Annotated in this window: 12 protein-coding genes; 9 read left to right on the top strand and 3 right to left on the bottom strand. The window is 68.0% G+C overall.

The features are described 5' to 3' along the window. Positions 1-143 precede the first annotated feature (143 nt). Entirely contained in the window at positions 144-1391 is a 1248-nt protein-coding gene (locus tag NGF19_RS07370; RefSeq protein ID WP_252423163.1) for a helix-turn-helix domain-containing protein, read from the bottom strand. Between the two features lie 156 nt (positions 1392-1547). Between NGF19_RS07370 and NGF19_RS07365 the strand changes: the two genes are divergently transcribed. Then, the gene (locus NGF19_RS07365; protein ID WP_252423161.1) at positions 1548-2438 is read left to right on the top strand and encodes an aminoglycoside phosphotransferase family protein; all 891 of its coding nucleotides are present in this window, start codon (positions 1548-1550) and stop codon (positions 2436-2438) included. 24 nt (positions 2439-2462) lie between these two features. Here NGF19_RS07365 and NGF19_RS07360 read toward each other — a convergent pair whose 3' ends face one another. Then, positions 2463-3782, bottom strand: a complete 1320-nt coding sequence (locus NGF19_RS07360; protein ID WP_252423159.1) for a DUF4419 domain-containing protein — start codon at positions 3780-3782, stop codon at positions 2463-2465. A gap of 150 nt (positions 3783-3932) precedes the next feature. On the opposite strand from NGF19_RS07360, the gene NGF19_RS07355 reads away from it, so the two are divergent. Both NGF19_RS07355 and NGF19_RS07350 read left to right on the top strand, forming a co-directional pair. Continuing rightward, positions 3933-4532: an ALF repeat-containing protein gene (locus tag NGF19_RS07355; protein ID WP_252423157.1), complete on the top strand. Its 600-nt coding sequence runs from the start codon at positions 3933-3935 to the stop codon at positions 4530-4532. 262 nt (positions 4533-4794) lie between these two features. Then, positions 4795-5745, top strand: a complete 951-nt coding sequence (locus tag NGF19_RS07350) for a GNAT family N-acetyltransferase (protein ID WP_252423240.1) — start codon at positions 4795-4797, stop codon at positions 5743-5745. Between the two features lie 43 nt (positions 5746-5788). Here NGF19_RS07350 and NGF19_RS07345 read toward each other — a convergent pair whose 3' ends face one another. Continuing rightward, the gene (locus tag NGF19_RS07345) at positions 5789-6724 is read right to left on the bottom strand and encodes an ADP-ribosylglycohydrolase family protein (protein ID WP_252423152.1); all 936 of its coding nucleotides are present in this window, start codon (positions 6722-6724) and stop codon (positions 5789-5791) included. A gap of 147 nt (positions 6725-6871) precedes the next feature. Here NGF19_RS07345 and NGF19_RS07340 point away from each other — a divergent pair, with 147 nt between their 5' ends. The 6 genes from NGF19_RS07340 (at position 6872) to NGF19_RS07315 (ending at position 18450) form a co-directional block, all read left to right on the top strand. Next, on the top strand, positions 6872-7381 hold the full coding sequence (locus NGF19_RS07340) for a F0F1 ATP synthase subunit B family protein (protein ID WP_252423149.1): 510 nt from the start codon (positions 6872-6874) through the stop codon (positions 7379-7381). 316 nt (positions 7382-7697) lie between these two features. Further along, positions 7698-8747 (top strand): LacI family DNA-binding transcriptional regulator, encoded by a 1050-nt coding sequence (locus NGF19_RS07335; RefSeq protein ID WP_252423238.1) that lies wholly within the window; start codon positions 7698-7700, stop codon positions 8745-8747. Positions 8748-9371: 624 nt separating this feature from the next. Next, entirely contained in the window at positions 9372-11285 is a 1914-nt protein-coding gene (locus tag NGF19_RS07330; RefSeq protein ID WP_252423143.1) for a cellulase family glycosylhydrolase, read from the top strand. A 78-nt stretch (positions 11286-11363) separates the two neighbouring features. Continuing rightward, positions 11364-13496 (top strand): glycoside hydrolase family 6 protein, encoded by a 2133-nt coding sequence (locus NGF19_RS07325; protein WP_252423142.1) that lies wholly within the window; start codon positions 11364-11366, stop codon positions 13494-13496. 217 nt (positions 13497-13713) lie between these two features. Continuing rightward, positions 13714-16515: a glycoside hydrolase family 48 protein gene (locus NGF19_RS07320; protein ID WP_252423139.1), complete on the top strand. Its 2802-nt coding sequence runs from the start codon at positions 13714-13716 to the stop codon at positions 16513-16515. Between the two features lie 144 nt (positions 16516-16659). Further along, positions 16660-18450, top strand: a complete 1791-nt coding sequence (locus NGF19_RS07315) for an endo-1,4-beta-xylanase (RefSeq protein WP_289734455.1) — start codon at positions 16660-16662, stop codon at positions 18448-18450. The last annotated feature ends 42 nt before the right edge of the window (positions 18451-18492 follow it).

Here is an 18492-nt window from a genome sequence, read left to right as displayed (position 1 = left end):
GGACTTGGTCACCGTGCACCCCTTGGCTTGTGTCACTGACAGGAACACAGCGAAGGTAGGAGCTGACGGCCTGTCACACCAGATACAGCGCAGGCCAGTCAGCGACGCTGGGTGATCGAACTGCCGCAGCGCGTGGTAGGTGGCTATCCGACGACGCTCAGATAGGAGGCCATGTCACGCATCTCGGCGGTGAGGGTGCGCTTGCGCTTCTTCAGGATCTCCTGCATGGTCTCGGCGGCCACATGCTGGTGCCTGAGCCACTGCGGAGAGGCTCGGCGAACCCCCGTCAGCTCGTCCATTGCCGCGGTCAGGTCGCCCGTGCGGGCGTGGGCACGCGCCACGTCCATGCGGTGACGGTTCCAATTGTCGTCACTCGGGCGCCCGGTGCTCTTCCATGCCTTGGGCGACAGAGCGTCCTCCCCGGCCTTGCGGACGACCGTACGCACGTCCCCCACGACCATGGCGTCCTCGACACCCTTCATGCCGACGGTCAAGGGACCGAAGGTCGTCCAGTGCCGGAAGAACGAGCCGGTGTGCTCCCGCCCCACGGCAGATGCCGCTGTTGCGGCCATGCGGTGGTAATGGCGGGCCTCCTGGGGCCGGTTGTTACGGCCTGCGGCTGCCGCGGCTCGCAGCGCGAGCCAACCCCACGCCGCGCATTCGTCCGGGGTCGCCTTGGACAGCCGAGGCTCGATCATGTCGGCCGTCAGCGCGGCAAGATGCTCCGCCTCGTCCAAGCGTCCCTGGCGCAGCAGCAACCAGCACATGCCGATCACGCCGGAGGCCGCAGTGAGGGTGTCCGCAGCTCGACGGGCGTCGGTGATGGCCCCGGCGAGGGCGGTGTAGGCGAGGTCGTACTGCCGTACCTGCGTGAGGTAGCGCCCGGCCAGTTGCAGGGCTTCAGCTCGGGCCAGGAGCGCTTGGCGGTGTTCCTCGCCGTTGTCGTAGAAGGCGACCGCGCTGTTGGCATCCCGTAGAAAGCCCGGGAGTTGAGAGGCGACACCCTCGTAGCTGTCGGAGTGGTACAGCACCACACCGTCGTATGTCGCCCGGCGGTATCGGCGCACGTTCGGCTCCTCCTCACCGACTTCGCCGCCGAGATCACCCAACCCCACGGGCGGGGTCAAGGCGGCCCGCAACTCGATGAGGTTGAGCCGATTCGCCTCCTCCGTCCGCCCGGTGGGCTCCGGGGCGTCCGGGGCCAGCAGCGTGGCCGTGGTCACCCCCAACGCACGGGCAAGGATGTGCAACGTCTCCATCCGCACCGTCCCGCCCTGCTCCACCTTGCGCACCGTATTCGGCGAAACCCCCGCGGCGTGAGCCAGTTCCTCCTGACTCAGCCCGGCCCGACGCCGGTACTTGCGCACGTTGTCCGCGAGCTCCGTACCCATCCGCGCACCACCTCCACCGCCACGGTACGCCGGACAACCGCATCAACCAGTAGCTGTCCGGCAGATACCCACGACAGAGCGAACACGCCGGAAGGCGCGGCTCTGCCGACCGGAAGTCACCGCTACCGAGAAGCGCGCCCCAGTACTGTGTGTCGCATGACCGACCCCGAGATCACCGCAGACCTGGTCCGTGGCCTGCTCCAGGAGCAGCATCCCGACCTCGCAGGGCTGGCCATTCGCGAAGTGGCGGGTGGATGGGGCAACCAGATGTGGCGCCTCGGGGACGATCTCGCTGTGCGCATGCCTCGTACCGAAGGTGCCCCGAACCTCCTGCGCAAAGAGCAACGGTGGCTGCCCGTCCTGGCCCCGCGTCTGCCGCTTCCGGTCCCCGACCCCGTACGGATCGGTGAACCGTCCGCGCGCTTCCCGAAGCCCTGGATCGTCATGACGTGGGTCCCCGGCGAGCCACTGGACTCCGCCTCCATCAGCCGCGGCGACCACGCGGCCGACACGCTGGCGGGCTTCCTCAGGGCACTCCACGTGGAGGCGCCCGAAGACGCGCCGATCAGTGAGGACCGCGGCGACCACCCCAAGAAGTGCACGGACGGCTTCGACCACTTCTTCCACGCCGTCGTCCCCGCCGAACTCGCCGACGACGTCCGGGCCGTCTGGGACGACGCCGTCGCGGCACCCGAGTGGGAGGGATCGCCGGTATGGGTGCACGGCGACCTGCATCCCGCGAACGTCGTCGTCTCGGACGGGACACTCTCGGGCGTGATCGACTTCGATGCGGTGTTCGCCGGTGATCCGGCGTGGGACCTCGCGGCCGCATGGCTGGTGCTGCCCGCAGGCGCCGCCTCACGCTTCTTCGACGTATACGCGCACGCGGACGAGGCGACGATCCGGCGCGCCCGCGGACTGGCCGCCCTGAAGAGCCTGTTCCTCATGCTGATGGGCCAGAACGGAGACCGAGGCCTTCCTGGCGGCAAGCCGACATGGGGACCCGCGGGCCGGGCAGCACTCGATCGTGTTCTGAGAGGCATTTGACGGGTCTCGCCCCAGCACCGCCGACTAGAGCGACCGAAGGGCGTGGCCGAGGTCGGGGCCATAGTTGCCCCAGCACTGGATTTCACCCGTGTCGGACACAAGGTCGCCGAGATACCAGTCGCCGTCGTCGGCCCGTACCGCGCAGAGCCCGTTGAAGTCGATCGCGCAGTCCGCTCGGAGGGGTTCGCCGTCCAGGGTGACCGTGCCGAGGGCGGTGAGACGGCGGGCCTGTGGGCAGCCGCTGACGCGCTGGACGTCGGCCATCGTCCACGGCTCGGGCAGGCGCTCGTCGCGGGGCTCGGTGGCCGGGAGCAGTTCCACCACCGCGTGGCCGAGCCGTGGCCGGATCCACTCACCGTCACGTTCCGTGCCGAGCACACCGCCGAGGAAGGCCATGTCGCGTGTGCCGGTGGGTGTCTCCCAGCGGAACGGGACGCGGGAGACGTGGGAAGGGAAGTTCCGCCCGTCGGTGGTTCCCGGGCCGAACGACTCTTTGGGAATCGGTCCGTCGGCGGTGTACCGGTGGGCGAAGAAGGCGGTGATCCAGCCGGTGACCGTATCACCGCCGGACAGCGACTCCCACTTGTAGAGCGAACGCCAGAACTGCTCGTCGACACCCCACCCCGAGGCCGTCGCCCAGATCGAGTCCAGCACCGGGTGCAAGGCGGCGAACCACGGCCGCAGGCCTTCGAACCACCCTTCCAACTCCCGTACCCGCGCGGCCAGCAGGCGCCAGTCACGGTCCGTACCCTCCAGCCGGATCCGGGGAATACCGCAGAGCGTGACCCACCGGAAGCGGTAGTACGGGCTCACCACATCCATCAGCGCCACCAGCGCGGCCGTGGCATCGGTGGAGGTGGTGGTCGAGAAGGTCGGCTGCAACAGGTCCGCCACCTCATCGCCGATCCGGGCCCGCAGGGGCTGTTGGACCAGGTTGATCGAGCGCCCCCAATCCAGCGGCGCCAGGTCGTCGCGGACAGCGATGGTCTGCCGGAACCCCGGCGTCTCGGTGAACAGCCCCGCGTACGTACCGGAGTTCAGGCGGACATGGACGGCTACCTCGTGCACGACGGCGTACCAGAGCAGGTCGGGCGAGAGGCTCAGCGGCAGGTGCGCCGTGAAGCACAGGTGGACGGCGCGCAGCAGGAGGCTGGAGGTGGACTCCGTGGTCTCCGGGACGTCGGTGGCCCAGCCGAGGAGGCGATCGGTGCTGCGGTGATGGAAGCGCGCCTCGTCGCGGAGCACAGCCCGCAGGAAGCGCTCGTTGCCGAGTTCGGTGAGTCCGGAAGCGAGCCGGGCGGCCTCCGTGTCCTCAGCGAGCGGCAGGTCTATCTCGAAAGCCATCCGAACCCCCAGGCACCGGAAACCGTGAACGGCCCTGATCCTAAGAGGCCGGGTCCTCACACTCTCCGGGCTGAGCGATTCCTCGTGCGATTTCGGCCCGCATGGACGATCATCTGCATACCCGAAGTTCGAACACGGAGGCGTATATTCATGAGACCGACGCGTGCCGCTCTGCTCGTCGTGGCCACCGCCCTGACCCCGGCCCTCCTCTTCACCGCCCCGGCGTTTGCCAACGGTTCGGCGGCCCCGGTCACCACCACCGTGGCGACCGTGTCCGACACACCGGTGGACGAGATGTCGGAGGACGAACTGCGCGCCGCGATCGCCGCCATCCTGGCGGACGAGGACAGCGGCCGGGGGGTCGTCCGAGAGGCGAACGAAGCCCTCGACGGCACTGTCGATGACATGCGGACCTTCTTGAAGAGCGGCTACCGACTGGCTCAGGCCGAGGACGACCGGGTCGCCATCGCCCGCATCCTCTACGGAGCAACGCAGAACAACGACAAGCGAGTCATCAAGGAGGCCGACAAGCTCCTCGACAACAACTCCCCGGAGGAGATGCGCGCCTGGCTGGAGACCGGCTACCGACTGGCCCAAGCCGAGGACGACGCCGTCTACATAGCTCGCATGCTCGCGAACCCGGACATCAGCGATGCCCTCCGTGCCGCAGCCAACGCCGCCCTGGACGACGGCTCCCCGGAGACCCTGCGCTACTTCCGTGAGGTGGGGCAGTACGAGGTGGCCGGTTAGGCAAGGCGAGGAATGCGCCCTGCCCGACGTGTTCGGCGGGCAGGGCGGTCAACAACTCACTGGTGACCAGCGGCAATTGCGGACGGGACGGCGATCGGGTACACATGGCGGCCGAAGCCCCGTCATGAGAGCGCGGGGCGCAACAGCGAGAGGAGGGATGAGCCGATGTCTGCCATGATCACCGCGCTTGTGTCCTCCCGGGGCGCGGACCGCGTCTGACCCCCGGAGCGGACGGGCGCCTTCACCGGAGCGTGCCTTGACCGTGGAACAGTACGACCTGACCATACGTCCGATCAGCGGACGCGAAGAGCTCGACCTCTTCTCCCGACTCCCTTACGTCCTCAACGAGGAACTGGCGGACGACCTCGCCGCCGGACGTCGACGCCCGGAATGGATGTGGGTCGCCCTGCGCGGTGACCGTCTCCTGGCCAGGGCTGCCTGGTGGAGCCGACCCGGCAGCGATACCCCCTTCCTCCTGGACGTCCTCGACCTCGACCTCGACGAGAGCGTTTCGACCGCCGATCAAGTGGACGTCGGCGTACGGCTGTTGCACACCGCGATGGCCGCCACGCTCCCGGACGGGTCACCACCCCCCGAGTACAGCCGTTACATCCCGCCGGACTGGCGTGAGAACACGGCGACCAGGCAAGCCGTCGAAAGCCGCATGGCGGTACTGGAACGAACCGGCGCCCGCCTCTTCGTCGAACGACTGCGACTGGAGTGGCGTCCGGAGTCGCCACCCCCCGAGCGCGGCACGCGACTTGCCTTCCGGCCCCTGCGCGATGCCGAGGAACTCGTGGCACTGATGACCTCGGTTCTGGACGGCACGCTGGACGCGCACGGCCGTGACGACCTGACCCGAATGTCCGCTCAGGAGGCGGCAGTCAAACACTACGAGGACGAACTCGCGCGCTACACAAGCCCGCAGGACTGGTGGCGCATCGCGACGCTGCGGGACGGAGAACCCGTGGGGTTCGTCCTTCCGGCCCACAACGGCTACAACCCGATCATCGCCTACATCGCCGTCCTCCCGGCACACCGCGGCCACGGCTACATCGACGACCTGCTGGCCGAGGGCACCCACATCCTCGCCGACCAGGACGTCCCCCGTATCCGCGCGTCCACGGACCTGGGCAACGTCCCTATGGCGAACGCCTTCCAGCGTGCCGGGTACGTCAACTTCGGGCGTGAGATCAACATGACCTGGAGCTGATCGAACACGAGGCGAGGGCTCCGCGAACGGCGCCCTCGCCTCCTCAGACCGACGTTCCGAGGCGCTGCGCGAGTTCGATCAGGTCGCCCAGCGCCAACACCCGCCCGTCGAACCCCGGCAGGGGGACGTGCAACGGCTCGGTCCAGCGGGCGGGGATCGCGTCGAGTCCGTACCAGGCGCCCGCGAGGCCTCCGGTGACCGCGGCGACCGTGTCCGTATCGCCGCCGACGTCGACCGCCGCGCGGATCGCCTCCTCGAAGCCGGTGGTGCTGCGCAGAGCCCAGACCGCCGTCCCCAGGCAGGGCCAGACCGCACCGTTGAACTCGGTCGCCTGGTCGGGATGCCAGTCGTCGGCGAGGACGGTGGCATACCGCTGACGGTGGTCGGGGTGGACGAGTTCCAGGATGTCGGGGACGGCGGTGCGGGGGTCGGCACCCGCGAGCGTGCGGCGAATGAGTTCGTGGAAGACGGCGGTGCCTTCCCAGGCGGCGGCATCGCCATGGGTGAGCGCGGCGATGCGTCGGGCGGCGTCCATCGTCGCGGACTGCCCGGCGGACGCGAAGTAGACCGCGGAGGTCGACGCTCTCATCAACGAGCCGTTACCGGCGGCTTGTTGGTTGATCTGGAAGTGAGTCGCGGCGGCGAGATCCCATGGCATGCCGTTGGTCAGCACGTCTTCGGTCTGGAGGCCGATGTCCTTGGGACCACCTGCCGCCCACCGCTGGAAGCGGGCGAAGATGTCCGGCAGGTCCAGCCCGCCGCGCTGGTGCAGTGACTCCGCGACGAGAACTGCCATCTGTGTGTCGTCCGTGGCTTCGCCCGGTTCCCAACCGCCGCCTCCGCACATCTCACCACCGTGCCCCGGTTCCGGGAACCGGGCGGAGAACGCACCCTCGGGCCCGAACTCGAAGGGGGCGCCCAGCGCGTCACCCACCGCCGAGCCCACAACAGTCGCGACAGCTCGCTCCATACGCTTCATCCACGCAGACTATCGGCGCCACAAGACAGGCTCACCGCCCACGCCTTGGCCCAGCAACGCTCCGGGCGTCGGCGGGTACGCGCCTGATATTCGCCCTTCCTGAGCCAAGGGGCTGTTCGACATTGCCCCCGCTGTTAGGCTCCGCCCATGGGACCACTGGAACCGAAGGTAGACCAACTGATAGTCGCGGCCCTCTGTTTCGCGGCGGTCTTCTTCACTTTCGCGAAACTCTTACTGCCGCGCATCAACAAGGCTCTTGAGGCGCGACGGGACGCCATCGACGGCACCCGCGACGAGAGCGAAGCCATCCATGCGGAGGCTCGACAGATTCACGCCGCGTACCAGGCCGAACTCTCCGAGGCGCGTCACGAGGCCGCCCGCGTCAGGCAGGCCGCGGTCGACGAGGGACACCTCCTCATCCAGGAGGTCCGGGCCGAGGGACAGCGGCAGCGCGATGAGCTCGTGGCATCCGCCACGGCACAGTTGGAAGCCGATCGGATCGTCGCCGAGGCGGCGCTCCGGGAGGATGTGCTCAGGCTGGCCATCGATCTGGCCGGACGCATCCTGGGCGAGCCGATCACCGATGAGCGCAGGGCACAGGAGATCGCCGACGCGTTCTTCGCCGAGGTGGACGCCGCCGCTTCGACGAACGCGTAGTCGGGCTCGAACCACCTCCCGTGCGCGTGGTGGTTCACCGACCACAGCCTCACCCAAGGCCCAGACCCCGCCGTCTGGGCCTCTTTCATGTTCAGCCACCTCCCCGACGCGGCATGCGGATGGTGCCCCATGAGTCCTCCGGAACGGTGCGTTCGTGCGGATACCGCGGGCGTTGGCGCGATTCGAGCGGCAGAGATCTGGGAGCGCTCCCGTGGGAGCGCTCCCAGATATGTACGGCATAATGAAGGTCCACGTTCCCCCGGGATTTGTCAAGGGAGCGAACATATTGATGGGTGCGACTGACGGGCTTTCATCCATGGTGACGGGCAAGAGCGCGACGGCTGCGGGCACGGGACGCGGTGGCCGGCCGACACTGGAGATGGTCGCCGCACGGGCCGGTGTCGGACGGGGCACGGTCTCACGGGTGGTCAACGGTTCTCCGCACGTAAGCGCCCAGGCGAGGGCGGCAGTCGAAGCGGCGATCGCGGAACTCGGGTACGTACCCAACCGCGCGGCGCGCGCCTTGGCCGGGGACCGCACGGACGCGGTCGCGCTGGTGATCCCCGAATCGGAGACCCGACTCAGCGCCGAACCGTACTTCCTGGACATCGTCCGCGGAGTGAGTACCGAACTGGCCGATACGGACATGCAGTTGCTGCTCACCCTGATCCGCACCCCGAGGGAACGGCAGCGGCTCGCCCAGCACATGGAGGCGCGCCGGGTCGACGGCGTGCTGCTGGTTTCCGTGCACGAGGACGACCCGTTGCCCGACCTGTTGGCACAGTTGCAGGTGCCGACCGTGCTGAACGGCCGCCGGTCGGAACGCGAATGGATGTCCTACGTCGACGCGGACAACGTCGGCGGTGCGCGGACGGCGGCGGAGCATCTGCTGGGGCTGGGGCGGCGGACCGTCGCGACCATCACCGGGCCGCTGGACATGTACGTCGCTCGCTGCCGTCTCGACGGCTACGCCCAGGCGATGGACACCGCCGGTCTCGGTTCCGACACCTCGCTGGTCGCGCACGGCGACTTCACGGAGGAGGGCGGGCGCGCGGCCATGCGGGAGCTGCTGGAGCGGCACCCCGGCATCGACGCCGTCTTCGCCGCGTCCGACGTCATGGCCATCGGCGCCGTGCACGTCCTGCGCCAGGCGGGGCGGCGCGTGCCCGAGGACGTCGCGCTGATCGGCTTCGACGACTCGGCGGTCGCCCGGCACGCGCTCCCGCCGCTCACGAGCGTCCGGCAGCCGACCGAGGAGATGGGCCGCACGATGGCGCGGGTACTGCTGGAGCAGATCGGGTCCCGTACCACCACCCGGCGCCATGTGGTGCTGTCCACGGAGCTGGTACGGCGGGAGTCCGCCTGAGCCTGTGGCCGCAGAGCCCCAGCCCCCTCCCTCCCCCCGGACCCTTGATACGCCGACGCGGGGCTCCGGGAGAGGGCTGATCGTTTCGGTTCGGGTAAGCCCCGTTCCCGCGCGGGCTCGTTACCGAGATCGGTAAGCCAAAGCCCCATCTCAGCACGCCTGTTCGCGTACCGCGCCCGGGTGAGACGAGCGCGTCACCGCGGTGCTGTGTGAGCACGCCGTTACGCCCGGGTTACGCCGAGCCTCTTCACAGCGGTGTCGCGAGTTGTTATTTTCCTCATTCGCTGGGAGCGCTCCCATACCCAACCCGCTTTTAACTCACGGGAGCTGCCCGCTGCGGAGTCGGTGATCGCGCATTGTCCCGACCTTCCGGAACGGGCTGTGCGTCCCTGCGCGGCACCACCGCATCCGAACCGCGATGGGCGGGCAACACGGGATCTTCGAGGTGCGGTCACTGTCGGCCAGCACGGGGCAATGCCACGCGAAAGGGAGTCGGCTGCAATGACACGTGTGCGACCTGCGAGTCCGGCGAGACGTGCGAGACCTGTAAGACCCGCGGTATCAAGTCCAGTGGCCCAGCAGGCACTGGCTGTTCGGCGATATCCGATCATCGGCACCGTAGCCATGGTCCTGCTCGCCCTGCTGGCCGCCATGACCAGTGTGACGCCCGCGCGGGCGGCCGGCGCCGCGGGAAGCGGGTACTGGCACACCAGTGGCCGCCAGATCCTGGATGCGAGCGGAACTCCCGTGCGGATAGCCGGGATCAACTGGTTCGGGTTCGAGACCTCGAACAACGTGGTCCACGGGCTGTGGGCCCGGGACTACAAGTCCATGCTCGACCAGGTCGCCTCGCTCGGTTACAACACGCTCCGGCTCCCGTACTCCGACGATATCTTCAAGTCCGGCACGATGCCGAGCAGTATCGACTTCTCGAGCGGGAAGAACGTCGATCTTCAAGGGCTGAACTCGCTTCAGGTCATGGACAAGATCGTCGCGTACTCGGGGCAGATCGGCCTGAAGGTCATCCTCGACCGCCACCGGCCGGACGCGGGCGGTCAGTCGGCACTGTGGTACACCGACAGTGTTCCGGAGTCGACGTGGATCACCGACCTCAAGGCGCTGGCGAGCCGTTACGCGGACAACTCGACGGTCGTCGGGATCGATCTGCACAACGAGCCGCACGATCCGGCCTGTTGGGGCTGCGGCGACACCAGCATCGACTGGCGGCTGGCGGCCGAGCGCGGCGGCAACGCCGTCCTGTCGGTCAACTCCAAGCTGCTGATCTTCGTCGAGGGCGTGTCGTCGTACAACGGCGACTCGTACTGGTGGGGCGGCAACCTTCAGGGGGCCGGCACCTACCCGGTCCGGCTCGACGTCTCCGACCGGCTGGTCTACTCGGCGCACGACTATGCCACGAGCGTGTTCGCACAGTCCTGGTTCAGCGACCCGTCCTTCCCCGGCAACATGCCGGGCATCTGGGACAAGAACTGGGGATACCTGTTCAAGAACAACACCGCCCCGGTCTGGCTCGGTGAGTTCGGTACGACACTCCAGTCGACCACCGACCAGACATGGCTGCGGGCGCTGGTGGACTACCTCCGGCCCAACGCGCAGTACGGCGCCGACAGTTTCCAGTGGACCTTCTGGAGCCTGAACCCCGACTCCGGTGACACCGGCGGCATCCTCAACGACGACTGGACGACGGTCAACACCACCAAGGACGCCTACCTCGCCCCCGTCAAGGCGCCCGGTTTCGCCTCCGACGGCGGGGGCGGCGGTTCGGACACGAAGGCTCCGTCGACGCCGACGAACCTGGCGGTGACGGGGACGACGGCCACGAGTGTGTCGCTGAAGTGGGCGGCGTCGACGGACAACGTGGGTGTCACGGGCTACGACGTCTACCGGGGCAGCACGAAGGTGGGCAGTGCCACCTCAACCTCGTACACAGACACGGGACTTACCGCGTCGACCACCTACTCGTACACCGTGAAGGCCAAGGACGCGGCCGGTAACACCTCCGCGGCGTCGAACGCAGTCTCGGCCACCACGCAGTCCGGCGGTGGCGGCGGCAACCCCGGCACGGGAGCCGCCAAGGTCCAGTACAAGAACAACGACACCTCGCCCACCGACAACCAGATCAAGCCCGGCCTGCGGGTGGTCAACACCGGCAGCAGCTCGCTGGACCTGTCGAAGGTGACCGTGCGCTACTACTTCACCGGTGACAGCGGCGCCACCACCTTCACCGCCTCCTGCGACTACGCGGCGATCGGCTGCGGCAACATCACCCAGAAGATCGTCGCCCTCTCCTCGCCGAAGGCGGGCGCCGACCACTACCTGGAGCTGGGATTCACCTCCGCCGCCGGAAGCCTCGCCGCGAACGCCAACACCGGCGACCTCCAGATCCGTATCAACAAGACCGACTGGTCCAACTTCAGCGAGACCGACGACTACAGCTACGCCACCAACACCTCCTACGCCGACACCACGAAGGTGACCGCGTACGTCAACGGCACCCTCGCGGGCGGCGTCGAGCCCTGACGGTCCATCCCCTCTGCGTGGTGTCCCGCACGTCCGCACCACGCGTCAGAACACCCCCACGGAAGGAACCCCTTGGTGATGAAGGTCCAACGTCCCCCCAGACGCCTCACTCGTCGCGGTCTCGCGGCGCTGACGGCGCTCACGCTGAGTTCCGCACTGGCTGTGGCCCTCAACGCACCGACCGCTTCGGCCGCTTCGCGGGTCGACAACCCCTATGTGGGTGCGAAGGAGTACGTGAACCCGGAGTGGTCCGCGCACGCCGCCGCGGAGCCCGGCGGCAGCGCGGTCGCCAACACGCCGACCGCTGTGTGGCTGGACAGCATCTCGGCCATCTCGGGCAGCAACGGCAAAATGGGTCTGCAGGAGCACCTCGACAAGGCGGTCTCCCAGGGCGCCGGCCTGATCACACTCGTGATCTACGACCTGCCCGGACGCGACTGTGCCGCGCTGGCCTCCAACGGTGAGCTGGGCCCCACGGAGCTGGGCCGGTACCAGACGGAGTACATCGACCCGATCGCGCAGATCCTCGCCAAACCGGCCTACGCCAACCTGCGGATCGTCACCGTCATCGAGCCCGACTCGCTGCCGAACATCGTCACCAACGCCGGTGGCACGGAGGGCTCCACGGCCGCGTGCGCCACGATGAAGGAGAACGGCAACTACGAGAAGGGCGTCGGCTACGCGCTGCACACCCTGGGCGCGGTCCCGAACGTGTACAACTACATCGACGCCGCGCACCATGGCTGGCTGGGCTGGGACACCAACCTCGACCCGTCCGCGGCCGAGTTCTACAAGGCCGCGACCACCTCCGGTGCCACGGTCGACGACGTGCACGGGTTCATCACCAACACGTCCAACTACTCGCCGACGGTGGAGCCCAACTTCAAGGTCACCGACACCGTCAACGGTACGACGGTGCGGCAGTCGAAGTGGGTGGACTGGAACCAGTACGTCGACGAGCAGTCCTACGCCCAGGGTCTGCGCACCGCCTTGATATCGAAGGGGTTCAACTCCGGTATCGGGATGCTGATCGACACCTCCCGCAACGGGTGGGGCGGCTCCGCCCGGCCGAGCGGCCCCGGCCCGCAGACCTCCGTGGACGACTACGTCAACGGCAGCCGGATCGACCGGCGCATCCACCCGGGCAACTGGTGTAATCAGAGCGGTGCCGGTCTCGGCGAGCGGCCGACCGCGGCCCCGGCCAGCGGTATCGACGCCTACGTGTGGGTCAAGCCTCCGGGTGAGTCGGACGGTGCGAGCCAGCCCATCGACAACAACGAGGGCAAGGGCTTCGACCAGATGTGCGACCCGGATTACGGGGGCAACGGGCGCAACGGCAACAACAAGTCCGGCGCGCTGCCGAACTCGCCGCTGGCCGGTCACTGGTTCTCCGCGCAGTTCCAGCAGTTGCTGCAGAACGCCTACCCGCCTGTCTCGGGCGGTGGCGGCGGTGACACGACCGCTCCGTCGGCACCATCGGGCCTGGCGGTGACGGGGACGACGGCCACGAGTGTGTCGCTGAAGTGGACGGCGTCCACGGACAACGTAGGGGTCACCGGATACGACGTGTACCGGGGCAGCACGAAGGTGGGAAGTGCCACCTCAACCTCGTACGCGGACACGGGACTTACCGCGTCGACCACCTACTCGTACACCGTGAAGGCCAAGGACGCGGCCGGTAACACCTCGGCGGCGTCGAACGCCGTCACGGCCACCACCCAGTCCTCCGACGGTGGCGGCGGCAACCCCGGAACAGGAGCCGCCAAGGTCCAGTACAAGAACAACGACACCTCGCCCACCGACAACCAGATCAAGCCCGGCCTGCGGGTGGTCAACACCGGCAGCAGCTCCCTGGACCTGTCGAGGGTGACCCTGCGCTACTACTTCACCGGTGACAGTGGTGCCTCCACCTTCACCGCCTCGTGCGACTACGCGGCGGTCGGCTGCGGCAACATCACACAGAAGGTCGTCGCCCTCTCCTCGCCGAAGGCGGGCGCGGACCACTACCTGGAGGTCAGCTTCGGCTCCGGCGCGGGCAGCCTCGCCGCGGGGGCGAACACCGGTGACATCCAGAGCCGGATCAACAAGACCGACTGGTCGAACTTCAGCGAGACCGACGACTACAGCTACGCCACCAACACCTCCTACGCCGATGTCACCAAGGTGACCGTGTACGCAGGCGGCACGCTCGCGGGCGGCATCGAGCCCTGACGGAACCCGGGTGCGGGAGCCATGCCTCCCGGCTCCCGCACCCTGAGCACCCGCGAAGCAGCCCGGCCGCTCCCGCCCTGTCCTGCCCCGCTTCGGGCCGCGGCCGGGTCCCGGAGCACGGCGCCATGACCAAGGTGATGGCGCCGTGCTGCGGTCTCTCCCGCCCCCGCCGGACGCCCTGTCCGGAGGATCCTTCCGCATCCATTGAGGAGAAGCCATGTCCGCCTCCGACCTCTCCCGCAGACGGTTCGCCACCGCGGTCGGCGGTGCCCTTCTCGGAGCGGCCGTCTCACCCACGCTCGCCAGAGCGGCCACCTCGACCAAGTCGTCCAAGTCCGCCAGGGCCGCCGCCGACGACCCGTACACCGCGGCGTTCCTGACGCAGTACAACAAGATCAAGGATCCGGCGAACGGCTACTTCAGCTCCGACGGCATCCCGTACCACTGTGTGGAGACACTGATCGTCGAGGCTCCCGACCATGGCCATCAGACCACGTCGGAGGCGTTCAGCTACTGGTTCTGGCTGGAGGCCACCTATGGCCGGGTGACCGCCGACTGGGCGCCGTTCAACAGCGCGTGGGCCACGGCCGAGAAGTACATCATCCCCACCCACAACGACCAGCCGAGCAACGGCTCCTACAACGCGAGCAGCCCGGCGACGTACATCCCGGAGTGGCCGGAGGTCACCAAGTACCCGTCCGCGCTGGACAGTTCGGTGACCAGTGGACAGGACCCGCTCGCGAGCGAGCTGAACTCGGCCTACGGCACACCGGACATCTACGGGATGCACTGGCTGTTGGACGTGGACAACACCTACGGCTACGGCAACACACCCGGCACCGGAGGGCAGAACGGGCCCTCGGCGGCCGGGCCTTCGTACATCAACAGCTATCAGCGCGGCGCGCAGGAGTCGGTGTGGGAGACGGTCCCCCAGCCGACCACCGACCTGTTCAAGTACGGCGGTCCGAACGGCTATCTCGACCTGTTCGTCAAGGACAGCAGCTACGCCAAGCAGTGGAAGTACACCAACGCGCCCGACGCCGACGCCCGCGCGGTGCAGGCGGCGTACTGGGCCTACCGGTGGGCGACGGCCCAGGGCAACCAGTCGGCGATCTCCGCCTCGGTGGCGAAGGCCGCCAAGATGGGCGACTACCTGCGGTACGCGTTGTTCGACAAGTACTTCAAGAAGGTCGGCAACTGCACAGATCCCAAGTCCTGTGCGGCTGGTTCGGGGCGCACCTCCGAGCACTACCTGCTGTCGTGGTACTACGCCTGGGGCGGTGCGGAGCCGGGCGGCGGCTGGGCCTGGCGGATCGGCGACAGCGCCGCGCACCAGGGCTACCAGAACCCGCTCGCCGCCTGGGCGATGTCCAACGTGCCCAGTCTGACGCCGAAGTCACCGACCGCGCAGAGCGACTGGTCGGCAAGCCTGCAGCGGCAGTTGGAGTTCTACCAGTGGCTGCAGTCCACCGAGGGCGCCATCGCGGGTGGTGCGACGAACAGTTGGGACGGGCAGTACGGGGCTCCGCCGGCCGGTACCCCGACCTTCTACGGCATGGCGTACGACTGGCAGCCGGTCTTCCACGATCCGCCGAGCAACAACTGGTTCGGCTTCCAGTGCTGGTCGTTGGAGCGCGTCGCGGAGTACTACTACGTCACCGGGAACGCCACCGCGAAGGCGATCCTGGACAAGTGGGTGCCGTGGGCCGCCTCCGAGACCACGGTCACCGCCACGGGCTTCCAGCTCCCGGCGAACCTCAAGTGGACGGGCCAGCCGGACACTTGGAACCCCGACGGCCCGGCGCCCGGCAACGCGGGCCTGCATGTGTCGGTCGTGGACTACGGCACCGACGTCGGTGTGGCCGCGGCGTACGCCAAGACGCTGACGTACTACGCCGCGAAGTCCGGCGACTCCGCCTCCGCGGACCTCGCCAAGAGTCTGCTGGACGCGATGACGCACTTCGCCGACGCCAAGGGCATCGCCGCCCCGGAGTCCCGCGCGGACTACAGCCGGTTCGCCGATCCGGTGTATGTGCCGTCCGGTTGGTCGGGCAAGATGCCCAACGGTGACACCATCAACTCCAGCTCCACCTTCATCTCCATCCGCTCGTGGTACAAGCAGGACCCGGACTGGCCGAAGGTCCAGGCATATCTGAACGGCGGGTCGGCGCCCACCTTCACCTACCACCGCTTCTGGGCCCAGGCCGACGTCGCCATGGCCTACGCCGTCTACGGCGAACTCATCGTCGGCGACGGGGGCAGTGGCTCCGACGACACCACACCGCCGACCGTGCCGACGAACCTCACGGTGTCGGCGACCACGGACACCACCGTGTCCCTGACCTGGACGGCCTCGACGGACGACGTGGGCGTGGCCGGCTACGACATCTACCGGGCCGGTACCCTCACCGGCAGCGCGGCCACCACCACCTTCACCGACTCCGGGCTCAAGCCGTCGACGTCGTACGCCTACACGGTCAGAGCGAAGGACGCGGCAGGGAACGTCTCGGCGGCCTCCGGCGCGGTGACCGCGACCACGAAGGCCGGGTCCGGTGGCACCCCCGGCGCGCTCAAGGTGCAGTACAAGAACAACGACACCGCGCCCGGTGACAACCAGATCAAGCCGGGCCTTCAGGTGATCAACACCGGGAGCACACCGCTGACGCTGTTGACTGTCACCCTGCGCTACTACTTCACGGGGGACGGTGGCGCGTCCACCTACAACACCTCGGTGGACTACGCGGCGGTCGGCTCGTCCAACGTCACACAGAAGGTGGTGGCGCTCTCCTCGCCGAAGTCAGGTGCGGACCACTACCTGGAGGTCGGGTTCACCTCGGGCGCCGGAAGCCTCGCCGCGGGTGCGTCGACGGGTGACATCCAGAACCGGATCAACAAGACGGACTGGTCCAACTTCGGCGAGAGCGACGACTACAGCTACGCCACCACCACCTCGTACACCGACGCCACCAAGGTGACCGCGTATGTGAACGGCACGCTCGCCTGGGGCACCGAGCCCTGAACCACGGGACGAGAGACCCGTATCCCGAACGACCAGGAGACCTACCGGAACGACCAGGAGACCTAGGAGACAGCGGTGACATTCCTTCCCCACCCCCCACCACGGTCAGGCCGATCCGCTCGGCTCGGGCGGCTCACCGTCACGTTGGCCACCCTCGCGACCTCCGCCTTCGGGCTGCTCGCCGTCGGCACCGCCCCGTCCGCCCTCGCGGCGAGCGGCACTCTGGGGCAGTTGGCGGCTGCCCAGGGCCGCTACTTCGGTTCCGCGACCGACAACTCGGAGCTCAACGACTCGCCCTACACCGCCATCCTCGGCAGCGAGTTCAACTCGATCACGCCCGCCAACTCGATGAAGTGGGACGCCGTCGAGCCGCAGCAGGGCCAGTTCAACTACACCAACGGTGACGCGATCGTCTCGTTCGCCCAGTCCCACAACCAGAAGGTGCGCGGTCACACCCTGGTCTGGCACAGCCAGTTGCCGAGCTGGGTGAGCAACCTGCCGAGCAGCCAGGTGCAGGCGGCCATGGAGAACCACATCGCCAAGGAGGCCGGCCACTACAAGGGCAAGGTCTACGCCTGGGACGTGGTCAACGAGCCCTTCAACGACGACGGCAGCTACCGGACCGACGCGTTCTACAACGCGATGGGGAAGGACTACATCGCGACCGCGCTGAAGGCCGCGCGCGCCGCCGACCCGAGCGCCAAGCTGTACATCAACGACTACAACATCGACGGTACGGGCGCGAAGGCCGACGCCATGTACCAGTTGGCGAGCGACCTGAAGAAGCAGGGGGTGCCGCTGGACGGCATCGGCTTCCAGGGGCACCTGGCGATCCAGTACTCCGTCCCGTCGAACATCCAGCAGAACCTGCAGCGCTTCGCCGACCTCGGGCTCGACGTCGCCTTCACCGAGCTGGACGTGCGGATGCAACTGCCCTCGGACAGTACGAAGTTGGCGACTCAGGCGGACTACTACCGTCAGGTCACCAACGCATGTCTCGCCGTCTCCCGGTGTGTCGGTATGACCGTGTGGGACTTCACCGACAAGTACTCATGGGTTCCGAACACCTTCCCGGGTGAGGGCGCCGCCGACCTCTACGACGACAACCTCCAGATCAAGCCCGCGTACACCGCCGTCAGCAACGCCCTCGGGGGCTCCGGTGGTGGCGGTGGCGGTGACACGACGCCCCCGTCGGCACCGTCAGGCCTGACGGTGACGGGCACGACGGCCACGAGTGTGTCGCTGAAGTGGACGGCGTCCACGGACAACGTGGGGGTCACCGGATACGACGTGTACCGGGGCAGCACGAAGGTGGGCAGTGCCACCTCGACCTCGTACACGGACACGGGACTTACCGCGTCGACCACCTACTCGTACACCGTGAAGGCCAAGGACGCGGCCGGTAACACCTCCGCGGCCTCCAGCGCGGTCACGGCCACCACCCAGTCCTCCGACGGTGGCGGCGGCAACCCCGGAACAGGAGCCGCCAAGGTCCAGTACAAGAACAACGACACCTCACCCACCGACAACCAGATCAAGCCCGGCCTGCGCGTGGTCAACACCGGCAGCAGCTCACTGGACCTGTCGAAGGTGACCGTCCGCTACTACTTCACCGGTGACAGCGGCGCCACCACCTTCACCGCCTCCTGCGACTACGCGGCGATCGGCTGCGGCAACATCACCCAGAAGATCGTCGCCCTCTCCTCGCCGAAGGCGGGCGCCGACCACTACCTGGAGCTGGGATTCACCTCCGCCGCCGGAAGCCTCGCCGCGAACGCCAACACCGGCGACCTCCAGATCCGTATCAACAAGACCGACTGGTCCAACTTCAGCGAGACCGACGACTACAGCTACGCCACCAACACCTCCTACGCCGACACCACGAAGGTGACCGCGTACGTCAACGGCACCCTCGCGGGCGGCATCGAACCGTAAGCCTGACAACGGGGCTCCCGCTCTGGAAGCCACCCGACCCAT

Origin of the sequence: Streptomyces macrolidinus, assembly GCF_023887685.1 — a bacterium.
GTDB classification, from domain to species: Bacteria; Actinomycetota; Actinomycetes; order Streptomycetales; family Streptomycetaceae; genus Streptomyces; species Streptomyces macrolidinus.
The sequence above is the reverse complement of the archived record's forward strand: the minus strand, read 5'-3'. Positions and strand labels throughout refer to the sequence as shown.

Coding starts and splice junctions, on each gene's coding strand:
- NGF19_RS07320 (WP_252423139.1), top strand. CDS start 13,714: ATGTCCGCCTCCGACCTCTCCCGCAGACGGTTCGCCACCGCGGTCGGC.
- NGF19_RS07335 (WP_252423238.1), top strand. CDS start 7,698: ATGGTGACGGGCAAGAGCGCGACGGCTGCGGGCACGGGACGCGGTGGC.
- NGF19_RS07355 (WP_252423157.1), top strand. CDS start 3,933: ATGAGACCGACGCGTGCCGCTCTGCTCGTCGTGGCCACCGCCCTGACC.
- NGF19_RS07325 (WP_252423142.1), top strand. CDS start 11,364: ATGAAGGTCCAACGTCCCCCCAGACGCCTCACTCGTCGCGGTCTCGCG.
- NGF19_RS07365 (WP_252423161.1), top strand. CDS start 1,548: ATGACCGACCCCGAGATCACCGCAGACCTGGTCCGTGGCCTGCTCCAG.
- NGF19_RS07330 (WP_252423143.1), top strand. CDS start 9,372: ATGGTCCTGCTCGCCCTGCTGGCCGCCATGACCAGTGTGACGCCCGCG.
- NGF19_RS07345 (WP_252423152.1), bottom strand. CDS start 6,724: ATGAAGCGTATGGAGCGAGCTGTCGCGACTGTTGTGGGCTCGGCGGTG.
- NGF19_RS07360 (WP_252423159.1), bottom strand. CDS start 3,782: ATGGCTTTCGAGATAGACCTGCCGCTCGCTGAGGACACGGAGGCCGCC.
- NGF19_RS07370 (WP_252423163.1), bottom strand. CDS start 1,391: ATGGGTACGGAGCTCGCGGACAACGTGCGCAAGTACCGGCGTCGGGCC.
- NGF19_RS07340 (WP_252423149.1), top strand. CDS start 6,872: ATGGGACCACTGGAACCGAAGGTAGACCAACTGATAGTCGCGGCCCTC.